9 protein-coding genes are annotated in these 12,015 nt (G+C 69.3%); 8 read left to right on the top strand and 1 reads right to left on the bottom strand.

Annotated features, from left to right (window positions below):
- Positions 1-29: 29 nt before the first annotated feature.
- The 7 genes from ccmI (at position 30) to uczS (ending at position 8,122) form a co-directional block, all read left to right on the top strand.
- Positions 30-1,142 (top strand): c-type cytochrome biogenesis protein CcmI, encoded by a 1,113-nt coding sequence (gene ccmI / locus ACT53N_RS08360; RefSeq protein ID WP_476063473.1) that lies wholly within the window; start codon positions 30-32, stop codon positions 1,140-1,142.
- The gene (gene ccmE / locus ACT53N_RS08355; protein WP_476063472.1) at positions 1,139-1,627 is read left to right on the top strand and encodes a cytochrome c maturation protein CcmE; all 489 of its coding nucleotides are present in this window, start codon (positions 1,139-1,141) and stop codon (positions 1,625-1,627) included. Before ccmI ends, ccmE begins: the two co-directional genes overlap by 4 nt.
- Positions 1,624-3,606: a heme lyase CcmF/NrfE family subunit gene (locus ACT53N_RS08350; RefSeq protein ID WP_476063471.1), complete on the top strand. Its 1,983-nt coding sequence runs from the start codon at positions 1,624-1,626 to the stop codon at positions 3,604-3,606. Before ccmE ends, ACT53N_RS08350 begins: the two co-directional genes overlap by 4 nt.
- Positions 3,603-4,055, top strand: a complete 453-nt coding sequence (locus ACT53N_RS08345) for a cytochrome c-type biogenesis protein (RefSeq protein ID WP_476063470.1) — start codon at positions 3,603-3,605, stop codon at positions 4,053-4,055. Before ACT53N_RS08350 ends, ACT53N_RS08345 begins: the two co-directional genes overlap by 4 nt.
- Before the next feature lie 179 nt (positions 4,056-4,234).
- Entirely contained in the window at positions 4,235-5,821 is a 1,587-nt protein-coding gene (locus tag ACT53N_RS08340) for a Do family serine endopeptidase (protein ID WP_476063469.1), read from the top strand.
- Positions 5,822-6,009: 188 nt separating this feature from the next.
- On the top strand, positions 6,010-6,681 hold the full coding sequence (gene uczR / locus ACT53N_RS08335) for a two-component system response regulator UczR (RefSeq protein ID WP_010920598.1): 672 nt from the start codon (positions 6,010-6,012) through the stop codon (positions 6,679-6,681).
- A gap of 34 nt (positions 6,682-6,715) precedes the next feature.
- Positions 6,716-8,122 (top strand): two-component system sensor histidine kinase UczS, encoded by a 1,407-nt coding sequence (uczS, locus tag ACT53N_RS08330; RefSeq protein ID WP_476063468.1) that lies wholly within the window; start codon positions 6,716-6,718, stop codon positions 8,120-8,122.
- A 7-nt stretch (positions 8,123-8,129) separates the two neighbouring features.
- On the opposite strand, the gene ACT53N_RS08325 is transcribed toward uczS, so the two are convergent.
- Positions 8,130-9,017 (bottom strand): M56 family metallopeptidase, encoded by an 888-nt coding sequence (locus ACT53N_RS08325; RefSeq protein WP_476063467.1) that lies wholly within the window; start codon positions 9,015-9,017, stop codon positions 8,130-8,132.
- Between the two features lie 116 nt (positions 9,018-9,133).
- Between ACT53N_RS08325 and ACT53N_RS08320 the strand changes: the two genes are divergently transcribed.
- Complete coding sequence (locus tag ACT53N_RS08320) at positions 9,134-12,010, top strand: bifunctional [glutamine synthetase] adenylyltransferase/[glutamine synthetase]-adenylyl-L-tyrosine phosphorylase (RefSeq protein ID WP_476063466.1); 2,877 nt, start codon at positions 9,134-9,136, stop codon at positions 12,008-12,010.
- Positions 12,011-12,015 lie beyond the last annotated feature (5 nt).

The raw sequence follows: 12,015 nt of genomic DNA, 5'->3' as shown, positions 1-12,015 counted from the left end.
CGACGGCCGGAACAAGCTAACACGCGGCCATGATCGCTTTCTGGATCGCTGCGGCGGGGCTGTCGGTCGTGACGGCCGGGCTGGTGCTTCGCGGGGCCGCGCGCGCCCGGCCCTTGGATGACGCCGAGACGCGGCTGGAGCCGCATCGCCGCCGTTTGGCCGAGGTCGAGCGCTTGGCCATCGACGGGCTGCTGGCTGCGGACGAGTTGAAGGCCGCGCGCGCCGAGGCGGGCCGTGGCCTGCTGGCCGCCGCAGACCAGACCGAAAGCTGGAACCGCGATGGCGCGGGACCGCGCAAGGCGGCCGTGGCGACGGTGGGTCTGGTCTGCGCCTCGGCTGTCGGGCTCTATCTCGTCGTGGGTCAGCCGCAGCTGCCGGACCAGCCTTACGCCAAGCGCGTGGCCGCATGGCGCGCCGCTGATCCCGCGACCCTGGAGCCGGCCAAGATCGCCGCTGTGCTGGAAGGCGTGGCCGCCGAGCGCCCGAACGATCCCGAGCCGCTGGTGTTCATGGCCAAGGCCCATGCGGCCGCCGGCGACATGGCCAGCGCCGAGCAGGCGCTGCGCAAGGCGGTCCGCATCGCGCCCAAGCGCGCCGATATCTGGAGCCTGCTGGGCGAAACCTTCGTCATCCAGTCCGAGGGGCAGATCGGCCCCGACGCCAAGCTCGCCTTTGGCCAAGCGCTGAAGGCCGACCCGGCTGATGTCCGCGCTCGCTACTATCTGGGCCGCGCCCGCATCGCCGAGGGCGATCTCGCCGGAGGTCTTGCGGACTGGCGCAACCTCCTGGCGGTTCTCGCGCCGAATGCGCCGGGGCGCGCCTCCCTGGCCGCCGAGATCGCCCAGGTCGAGGCGTCCGGCAAGTTGCCCGGCGCGCAACCCGAACCCGCCAGCGCCAACCCCGAGGTGCAGGGCATGATCGCCGGCATGGTCGAGGGGCTGGCTCAGCGCCTGAAGCAGTCGCCCGACGATCCCGACGGCTGGGTGCGTCTCGTGCGCGCCTATGCGGTGCTGGGCGACGCGGCCAAGCGCGACGCGGCCCTGGCCACCGCCTCGGCCCTGTTCAAGGATCAGCCCAAGGTGCTGTCGGCCCTGCGTCAGGCCGCCGATACGCCCGCTCAAGCCAAGACGACAAATCCATGAGTTTCTGGCCAAAATCCCGGAAGGCGCGCCGTCGCCTGACCATCCTGCTGGCCATCGCGCCGGTGCTGGCCCTGGCGGTCGGGCTGGCGCTGTACGGCCTGCGCGACAGCATCTCGCTGTTCTACACGCCCGCCCAGGCCCAGGAGGCCAAGGTTGACGCCGGCCGCAAGGTCCAACTGGGCGGCCTCGTCCAGCACGGCAGCGTGGTCAAGCACCCGGACGGCAATGTCGAGTTCGTGGTCGCCGACCAGAAGGCCACCGCCAAGGTCGTCTATCATGGCGACCTGCCCGACCTGTTCCGCGAGGGGCAGGGCATCGTCGCCGAGGGCAGCTTCAACAAGGCGGGCGTCTTCGAGGCCAAGCTCGTGCTGGCCAAGCACGACGAGCGCTACATGCCGCGCGAAGTGTCCAAGGCGCTGAAGGAGCAGGGCGAGTGGCGCGGCGAAGGCGCCGGGGCTCCGGCTTATGGGAAGCCCGCGCCATGATCGTCGAATTCGGCGCGTTCGCGCTGGTCCTGGCCCTGATGTTTTCGCTCGCCCAGGCGGGTCTGTCCGCCGTGGGCGGCGCGCGGCGCTCTCCGGTGCTGGCGGGCGCGGGGCAAGGCGCGGCGATCGCGACCTTCGCAGCGCTGCTGGTCTCGTTCGCGGCCCTCGTCTACGCCTTCGTGACCTCGGACTTCTCGGTGACCAACGTCGCCACCAACTCGCACACTGACAAGCCGATGCTGTTCAAGGTGGCCGGCGCCTGGGGCAGCCACGAAGGCTCGATGCTGCTGTGGTGTCTGGTGCTGACCGGCTTTGGCGCGGCCATGGCGGCGTTCGGCGATACCCTGCCGCCGCGCCTGCGCGCCTACGCCATCGCCGTTCAGGGCGCGCTGGGCGTCATGTTCCTGGCCTACACCGTCTTCGCCTCGAACCCGCTGGCGCGCCTGCTGGACGCGCCGATCCAGGGCAAGTCGCTGAACCCGCTGCTGCAGGACTGGGCCTTGGCCTTCCACCCGCCGTTCCTCTACGCCGGCTATGTCGGATTCTCGGTGGTCTATTCGCTGTCGATGGCTGCGCTGATCGAGGGCCGGATCGACGCGGCCTGGGCCCGCTGGGTGCGCCCCTGGACCCTGGCGGCGTGGAGCATGCTGACCATCGGCATCGCGCTCGGCGCCTTCTGGGCCTATTACGAGCTGGGCTGGGGCGGCTGGTGGGCCTGGGACCCGGTCGAGAACGCCAGCTTCATGCCGTGGCTGATCGGCGCGGCCCTGCTGCACTCGGCCATCGTCACCGAAAGGCGCGGCGCCCTGCCGGGTTGGACAGCGTTCCTGGCCCTGGCGGCCTTCACGTTCTCGATGCTGGGCGCCTTCCTGGTGCGTTCGGGCGTTCTGACATCTGTCCACGCCTTCGCGGTCGATCCGACGCGCGGCGTCCTGCTGCTGATCATGATGGGCGTGGCCGCCGGCGCCGGCTTCCTGCTGTTTGGCCTTCGCGCGCCTAGCCTGAACCGGGGCGGCCAGTTCCGGCCTATCAGCCGCGAGAGCGCCATCGTGCTCAACAATATTCTGCTGTCGACGGCGACGGCGGTGGTGCTGCTGGGCACGCTGTACCCGCTGATCCGCGAGGCCATGGACGGTGAGGCCGTCTCGGTCGGCGCGCCGTTCTTCAACCTGACCTTCACGCCGCTGATGCTGCTGGCGTTCGCCGTGCTGCCCGCCGGGCCGCTGCTGGCGTGGAAGCGGGGCGACGCCAAGGGCGTGGCCCGCAAGCTGTGGGTGGTGCTGGCGCTCGCCGCTCTGCTGGGCCTGATCGCCTACGGCGTCGTGCAGCCGCGCAAGATCCTGGCCAGCATCGGTCTGGTGTTCGGGTTCTGGCTGGTCGGCGGCGCGCTGCTGGAGATGGCCGAGCGCCTGAAGCTGTTCCGCGCGCCCGCGGCCGAGAGCGTCCGTCGCGCGCGCGGCCTGCCGCGCGGCGCCTGGGGCACCACCCTGGCCCATGCCGGCCTTGGCGTCTTCGTGCTGGGGGCGTCCTTCGAAACCTCATGGCGCGTCGAAGCCGCTCAGGCGCTCAGTCTCAACGACAGCCAGACCCTGGGCGCCTACACCGTGACCCTTAAGGATGTGGGCACGATCGAGGGGCCGAACTACTTGGCTGAGCGCGGGACCGTGACCGTGGTCAACAAGGCGGGGCAAGAGGTCTGCCGGGCCGAACCCGAGCGCCGGTTCTATCCCACGGGCGCGCAGACCACCTCTGAGGTCGCGATCTGCGCCAAGGGTCTGGATGACATCTACATCGTCCTGGGCGAGCGCCGGGCGGGCGAAGGCGGCAAGCCGGCCTGGCTGGTGCGCGCCTATGTGAACCCCTGGGTGCGGCTGATCTTCCTCGGGCCGCTGCTGATGGCCATCGGCGGGCTGGTCTCGCTGTCGGATCGCCGCGTGCGCCTGGGCGTGGGACGGCGGACCGGTGAGGTGGTGTCGTGAGGCTATACAGAACCCTCGCCATCGCCCTCTGCTCGTTCGCCCTCATGGCCGGAGCGTCCGATCCGTCCGAGCGCCTGCCGGATCCAGCGCAGGAGGCCCGCGCCCGCACGCTGTTCAAGGAGGTGCGGTGCCTGGTCTGCCAGAACGAGTCGATCGACGACTCCCAGGCCCAGCTGGCCGGCGACCTGCGGCTTATTGTCCGCGAACAGGTCAAGGCGGGCCGCAGCGATGCGCAGATCCGCGACTTCCTGGTCGAGCGCTATGGCGAGTTCGTGCTGCTGAAGCCGCGGTTCTCCGCTGGAAATGCGGTGCTTTGGCTGGCGCCGGTGGGCGTCCTGCTGGTGGGCGGCCTTTTGATGGCCGGCTTGCTGCGTCGCCGCCCAGCGTCCGAACCCGAGCTCACCGAAGCTGAAGAAGAGCGCGTTCGGCGCCTTCTCGAGGGCGATTGACACGATTGCGCCGAAATGGGGCCGCAAGAAGCGACTTGAGCATGATGCAAAGATCGTTCGAGAGCCATTGCACCTTTTCCGGTCGCGACTAGGTTCTCAAAGAGATCGGGGCCGCGCGCCGGGCGCGCGGATGACGTTAAGGGACCACGTCTGTGCGATGTGGGTGAGGAAAGACGAGAATGACCGCTAGGAAGTCGGGTTTCATCGTGGGCGCCGTCGCAGGCGCAGGCGTGGCGTGTGCGGCTCTGGCCGGGATGGGCATGCGGATGGGAGCGGCCGAAGCCGCCCCCGCTCAGGTCACCCGCGCGTCCACGGCTGTCGCGCCGACCTTCGCCCCGCCGCCGGGCGCGCCGATGTCGTTCGCCGACATCTTCGAGAAGGTCTCGCCGGCCGTCGTCCAGATCAATGTGACGTCCAAGGCCAAGGCGCCGTCGCTGCGCATCCCGGGCCTGGAAGGCTTCGACATCGTCCCGCGCGGCCAGCGCCGCCCGGGCCAGCCTGGTCAGGATCAGCAGGATGAGGACGGCGACACGCCGGCGACCCCCAAGCAGCAATCGGCGGGTTCGGGCTTCTTCATCTCAGCTGACGGCTACATCGTCACCAACAACCACGTCGTGGCCGACGCCGATGACATCCAGGTGGTGCTGAAGGACGGCCGCGAGCTGAAGGCCACGCTGGTCGGTCGCGACGAAAGCACCGATCTGGCCGTGATCAAGGTGGTGGACCCCAAGGCCAAGGGTAAGGACTTCACGTTTGTGAACTTCGAGAACCAGGCCAAGCCGCGCGTCGGCGACTGGGTGATCACCATCGGCAATCCATTCGGCCTGGGCGGCACGGCCACCGCCGGCATCATTTCGGCCTATGACCGCAACCTGAACGACAACACCTCGTCGTTCGTGCCGTACATCCAGATCGACGCGCCCATCAACCGCGGCAACTCGGGTGGTCCCAGCTTCGACATCTATGGCCGGGTGATCGGCGTCAACAGCGCCATCTATTCGCCCTCGGGCGGCTCGGTCGGCATCGGCTTCGCCATCCCGGCCGAGGTGGCCGAGGGTGTCGCCAAGCAGCTGATCGCCAACGGCAAGGTCGTGCGCGGCTATATCGGCGTCAGCATCCTGGACTTCAGCGTCGAGATGGCCGAGGCCCTGGGTCTTACCGACGTCAAGGGCGCCATCGTCGCCGAGGTCGTGCCGGGCGGCCCCGCCGCCAAGGCTGGTCTGCTGCCGGACGACATCCTGGTCGCCGTCAACGGCGTCAAGATCAGCGACCGCAGCGAGCTGACCCGTGAAGTCTCCAAGGCGCGTCCGGGCGAGACGATCAAGATGTCGATCCTTCGCGACGGCAAGCCGCGCGTAGTGGGCGTGACGTCGGGCACCCGTCCTTCGGAGAGCAGCCTGGCGGCGACCGACGACGAACAAGGTCAGGACGGCGCGACGCCCACGCCGGACAAGCCGACCAGCCAGAAGGTCGATGCGCTGGGTCTGACCCTGTCGCCGATCGACGCTGCGGCTCGCCAGACCTACAAGATCGATCCGGAGATCAAGGGCCTGCTGATCATCGGCGTGAAGGGCGACAGCGACGCTGGCGAGAAGGGCCTGGCCAAGGGCGATGTCCTGTCGAACATCAACGGCGCGCCGGTCGCCAGCGCCGCTGACGTCACGACGGCGGTGGAAGCGGCCAAGAAGGCCGGCCGCACCAGCGTGCTGGTCAAGGTGATCCGTCAGAACCGTTCGGTCTTCGTGCCGCTGAAGATCGCGCCGTAAGCGCTCCGTCTTCGAACCAAATCGCCCCGTCCAGGACCTCCTGGGCGGGGCTTTTTCGTACCTGTCGAAGGTTTAAGTTACGGCGGTCGTCGAAAACGCTATCAACCCTGACGACTATCGCGTGATGCGCGGAATCGGGGGAACGTCGGAAGTTCCACCACCGTGTCTGGCGCCTGAGGGGCTTTACGATGCGTATTCTGATTATCGAGGACGACCTGGAAGCCGCCGGCGCCATGGCGCACGGGCTGAAGGAAGCCGGCTATGACGTCGCCCACGCGCCGGACGGCGAGGCGGGCCTGGCCGAGGCCCAAAAGGGCGGCTGGGACGTGCTGGTCGTCGACCGGATGATGCCCAAGATGGACGGCGTGACGGTGGTCGAGACCCTGCGTCGCGAGGGCGACCAGACGCCGGTGCTTTTCCTGTCGGCCCTGGGCGAGGTCAATGACCGTGTGGTGGGCCTCAAGGCCGGCGCCGACGACTACTTGGTCAAGCCCTACGCCTTCCCCGAGCTGATGGCCCGCGTCGAGGCCCTGTCGCGTCGCCGCGAGACGGGCGCCGTGGCCACCACTCTCAAGGTGGGTGAGCTGGAGATGAACCTGATCAACCGCACGGTCCATCGCCAGGGCAAGGAGATCGACCTCCAGCCCCGTGAGTTCCAGCTCCTGGAGTTCATGATGCGCCACGCCGGCCAGTCGGTGACCCGCACCATGCTGTTGGAGAAGGTCTGGGAGTACCACTTCGATCCGCAGACCAACGTCATCGACGTCCACATCTCGCGCCTGCGCAGCAAGATCGACAAGGGCTTCGACCGGGCGATGCTGCAGACCGTGCGCGGCGCCGGCTACCGGCTGGATCCGTAGGAGACTGGCGGCGGCCTAGCCGTCGGGAATCACCATGCGTCTGCCGCGCCTTCTCCGCACCACGCCGTTCCGGCTGACCCTGCTGTTCCTGGCCCTGTTCGCGGCGGCCGCCAGCGCCTTCCTGGGCTACATCTATGTGGCCACGGCGGGCGAGGTGAACCGGCGCGCCCAGGCCGAGATCAGCCGCGAGTTCGAGAGCCTGGAGGCGGCCTATCGCCAGGGGGGCGTCGACGCGCTGAACCAGACGATCGTCGAGCGGGCCACCAGCGAGCGGCCGTTCCTCTATTTCCTGGCCGACAAGGACGGCAAGCGGATCTCCGGTTCGATCGAGGAGTCGCCGGTGTCCGGCTTCACCGGCGATGGGCCGGAATGGGCCAGCTTCAAGGTCACTGAGACCGATCTTGACGGCGCTGAGGTCCGGGCCGCCGCGCGCGGCGTGCAGCAGCGGCTGGACAATGGCGAGATCCTGTTCGTCGGCGCTGATGTCGACGCCTCGGAGGCCTATGTCCGCAAGATCGTTCGGGCGCTGTGGGGCGCGGGGGCGCTGGTCATCCTGCTGGGCATGGCCGGCGGGGTGCTTATCAGCCGCAATGTCAGCCGCTCGATGCAGGGGCTGGTGGACGTGGTCAACGCCGTGCGCGGCGGCGATCTACATGCTCGCGCCCGGGTGCGAGGCACGCGCGACGAATATGACGAGCTGGCCGAGGGTCTCAACGACATGCTCGACCGGATCGAGCGCCTTATGGGCGGCCTGCGCCATGCCGGCGACGCCATCGCCCACGACCTGCGCTCGCCGCTGACACGCCTGCGCGCCCGCATGGAGGTGGCCCTGATCGACGCCGAGAACGGCAAGGGCGACCCTGTAGCGGCTCTGGAAACCGCCCTGCAGGACGCCGACGGGGTGCTGAAGACCTTCAACGCGGTGCTGGCCATCGCCCGACTGCAGGCGGCCGGCTCGGCCCCTGACCAGCGGCAGTTCGACGCTTCGGAATTGGCCGGCGACATGGCGGAGCTCTACGAGCTGTCGTGCGAGGACAAGGGGCTGGACTTCAAGGCCGAGATCACGCCGGCCCTGGTCATCAAGGGCAATCGTGAGTTCTTGGCCCAGGCTCTGGCCAACATCCTCGACAACGCCATCAAGTACACGCCCGAAGGCGGCGCCATCATGCTGCGCGCGCGCCGCACTTCGTCGGGCGAACTGGAGTTCTCCGTCACCGACACCGGCCCCGGCGTGCCCGAGGCCGATCGCCCCCGCGTGGTCCAGCGCTTCGTGCGCCTGGAAAACAGCCGCAGCGAACCGGGCGCGGGCCTTGGCCTGTCGCTGGTCAGCGCCGTGGCCGCATCGCACGGCGGCCGTCTGGAGCTGTCGGAAGGGCCCGGGGAGTACAACGGCATGGGCCCAGGCCTGCGCGTGGCGCTGGTGCTGCCGCGGGTGGAGTAGGGGGACTTTAAGTCCCCTGGACCCAGGTGATCGCGCCCGTGTAGGGGTCCATCTGCGGCGCCAGGCCTGGGCGCAGGTCGCTGTAGTCGGGGCCGCGCGGGGCGACGCTCCAGACGACGACCATGGCCATGAGCGCCAGGAAGGTCATGGTCAGAAAGCCTGCGATATCGCGATGCAGGCTGGGCTCGCGGCGGTTCAGCAGCGAGACGCGCAGGATCAGCGGATGAGTGGCCCAGCCGCAGGCCAGCGGCGAGACGCTGGCGCTCATCTGCGCCTTCATCAGGGCGCGGGCGTAGTCGGCGCGGATGTCCGAGCGCAGGGCCACGACGGTGGCGTCGCAGGCCAGTTCCTGGTCGATGCGGATGAAGCGCTGGGCGATGGCGATCATCGGGTTGCACCAGCAAAGGACGCCGACGCCAGCGATGACCAGGTTGGCGATCGGATCGCCCCGCTGGATGTGGGTGCGCTCGTGCAGCACGATCAACTCGCGCTCGCGGGCGTCGAAGCGCTGGGCGAAGTCGGCAGGAAGCACGATGCGCGGCCAGAGCGCGCCCATCACCGCCGGGCCCGCTTGGCCCTGGTCGACGCGGCGGCGGAACAGATGCTCCCGCAGCACCAGGATGGCGGTCGCGATCGCGCCGCCGGCCAGCCACAGCGCCACCAGCTTCGCCGCCCAGGGGCCGAGCGGCTGGGTGGGCGCGCCGATATCCATGGTCTCAGCCAGGCTGGGCAGGAAGGCGGCGGCGGCGGCGGCGGGGACCACGCCCCACAGCGCATAGGCCCGGCGGGGTCCGAACAGCTGGCGCGCTGAGGGCCGCAGGATCAGCACCAGCAGCACGGCGGCGGCGGCGGCGATCTGGGCCCGGATCAGGGCGAGGGCGAAGAGCTCGATCATGGTCGGGCGGTTCCAGCCGTTTCTAGGGGCTGATGGTTACAACTGTAATATCTGGCGTCAAGCGCGAGTCACGCGGTTGGCTTGTCGGAAAACGCAACGCAGGCCACCGTGGTCGCATGACCAAGCTCGCCGTCCGCCTCGCCCCCTGCGGCCCCGTTCTTGACCTGAAGGCCGCCGACCGGGCGCATGAGGCCATCGCCAAGCGGGCCGGCGAGGCGATGAACGAGGTCGACGCGGCCTGGGACAGCCTGGCGCCGATCTTCGCCGCCTCGCCCTATCTGGCGGGCCTGGCGCGGCGCGACGGCCAGCGTTTGCCAAGGATCCTGGCGGGCGATCCCGACCAGACCTTGGCGGTGATCCTCAGCCAGGCTGAGGCCGTCGCCGCCGAACCGGATTTCGAGACCGCCCGCCGAGTGCTGCGCGAGCTGAAGGCCGACCTGCACCTGCTGACGGCGATCAGTGATCTCGGCGGCGTGTGGGATCTGGATCAGGTGACCGGCGCCCTGACCCGCTTCGCCGACGCGGTGCTGCATGCGGCGCTGGCCCAGGCGGTGCGGCAGGAGGTGGCGCGCGGCGCCCTGACCCATGTCGGCGAAGGCGCGGCGGGGCCTGCGCCCGGCCTCTTCTGCGTGGCCATGGGCAAGCACGGCGCATTCGAGCTGAACTATTCCAGCGACATCGATTTTTCGATCTTCTACGCGCCCGAAAAACTGCAGGTCGCCGAGGGGCATGAGCCCCAGGCGGTGGCAGTGCGGATCGCCAACCATCTGGGCCGGATCCTGCAGGAGCGCACCGGCGATGGCTATGTCTTCCGCATCGACCTGCGTCTGCGCCCGGATCCGTCCTCGACCCCGCCGGCCATGCCGGTCGACGCGGCCATGGACTACTACGAGAGCGTCGGTCAGAACTGGGAGCGCGCCGCCCACATCAAGGCCCGGATCGCGGCCGGCGACCTCGCTGAAGGGCGGCGGTTCCTGGAGGGACTGCAGCCCTTCATCTGGCGGCGGAACCTGGATTTCGCGGCCATCGCCGACATCCACTCGATCAAGCGCCAGATCCATACCTACAAGGTCGACGACCGCCTGACCGCCAAGGGGGCGGACCTGAAGCTGGGCCGGGGCGGCATCCGCGAGATCGAGTTCTTCGTCCAGACCCAGCAGCTGATCCTGGGCGGCCGTCAGCCGGACCTACGCAGCCCGCGCACGCTGGACGCGCTCCAGGCCCTGTCGGCTGCAGGTCACGTCACGCCAGAGGACGCCGCTTGGCTGACGCAGGCCTACAAGGACCTGAGGGCGCTGGAGCATCGCGCCCAGATGATCGCTGACGACCAGACCCACAAGCTCCCGGAGTCCGACGTCGAGCGCAAGAAAGTCGCGGCCCTGTGGGGCGAGGGCAATCTGCGGGTGTTCGACGCCGCCGTCGGCAAGATCCTCAAGGGCGTCAACCTGCGCTATGGACGCCTGTTCGCCGGGGAGGAGGCGCTGTCGTCGCGCTTCGGTAGCCTGGTGTTCACCGGCGTCGAGGACGATCCGGAGACGCTGGCCACGCTGAAGCGGATGGGTTTTTCCAGCCCCGAGCGGGTGGCCGCCACCATCCGGGGCTGGCACCATGGCCACATCGCAGCCACGCGCACGGAGCGGGGCCGCGAGCTATTCACGCGCCTGGCGCCCCGCCTCTTGGATGCAGCCAACGCCACCGGCGCGCCGGACCAGGCCTTCAACCGCTTTTCCGATTTCTTCGGCCGCCTGTCGTCGGGCGTGCAGATCCAGTCGCTGTTCCTGGCCCAGCCGCGCCTGTTCGAGCTGATTGTCGAGGTCATGGCCTTCGCGCCGCGCCTCGCGGCGACCATGGCCAAGCGACCGACCGCGCTGGACGCCCTGCTGGATCCGCACTTCTTCGGACCGATCGAGACCCCGACGGTCGCGCCGTGGGACCCGGAGGACTTCGAGGGGGCGATGGACGCCGCCCGTCGCCTGTTCCGCGACCAGAGCTTCCGCATCGGCGTGCGGGTGATGAGCGGAACCGCCGACGCCCGCGATATCGGCCGCGCCTTCGCCGAACTGGCCGACCTGATCATCGGCGGCCTGGCCCCGGCCGCCCTTGCCGAGGTCGAGCGTGTCGGCGGCGCATTTCCTGGGCAGGTGGCCGTGGTGGCCTTGGGCAAGGCCGGCTCGCGGGAGATGACCGCCAAGTCGGACCTCGACCTGATGACTCTCTACGCCGCCGACGATCCGCGCGGCATGTCGTCGGTGAAGGAGTGGAGCGCCGACGTCTTCTACGCGCGGTTCACCCAGCGGCTGATCTCGGCCCTGTCGGCGCCGACCGGCGAGGGGGCGTTGTACGAGGTCGACATGAAGCTGCGCCCCTCGGGCGCCAAGGGGCCGGTGGCCGTCAGCTTCGCCGCCTTTGAGGACTATTACGAGCGCGAGGCCGAGACCTGGGAGCTCCTGGCCCTGACTCGCGCGCGGGTGGTCTGGGCCAGTTCGCCGGACTTCAAGGCGCGGGCCGAGGGCGCGATCTCTGCGGCGCTGCGGCGGGGGCGCGACCCGAAAAAGACCGCCGCCGACGTCGTCGAGATGCGCCAGCTGATGGAGCGCGAGCGCCCGGGCAAGGGCGACTGGGACCTGAAGCTCGACCTCGGCGGGCTGGTCGACATCGAGTTCGCCGCCCAGTTCCTGCAGCTGGCCCACGCGGCGGCGGGCGGACCTCTGCGGCAAAACACCGGCGAGGCTTTGGCGGCCCTGCGCGCGGCGGGCCTCGCCGACGAGGGCGCGCTCACGCGGCTGGAGGCGGCCTGGCGACTGGAGCAGGACCTCTCGCAGCTGATCAAGGTGGCGCTGGAGGACGGCGCCGACGTCGAGGCCGAGCCCAAGGCCTTCAAGACCCTGCTGGCCAAGGCCGGCGGCGTGGCCCAGTTCAAGTCGCTGAGACCCAAGCTCGCCAAGGCCAAGACCGAGGCGCGGGCGGCCTATGCTGCGGTGGTGAAAGGGTAGGGCTT

This window comes from Caulobacter sp. DMC95 (assembly GCF_056313785.1).
The sequence above is the reverse complement of the archived record's forward strand: the minus strand, read 5'-3'. Positions and strand labels throughout refer to the sequence as shown.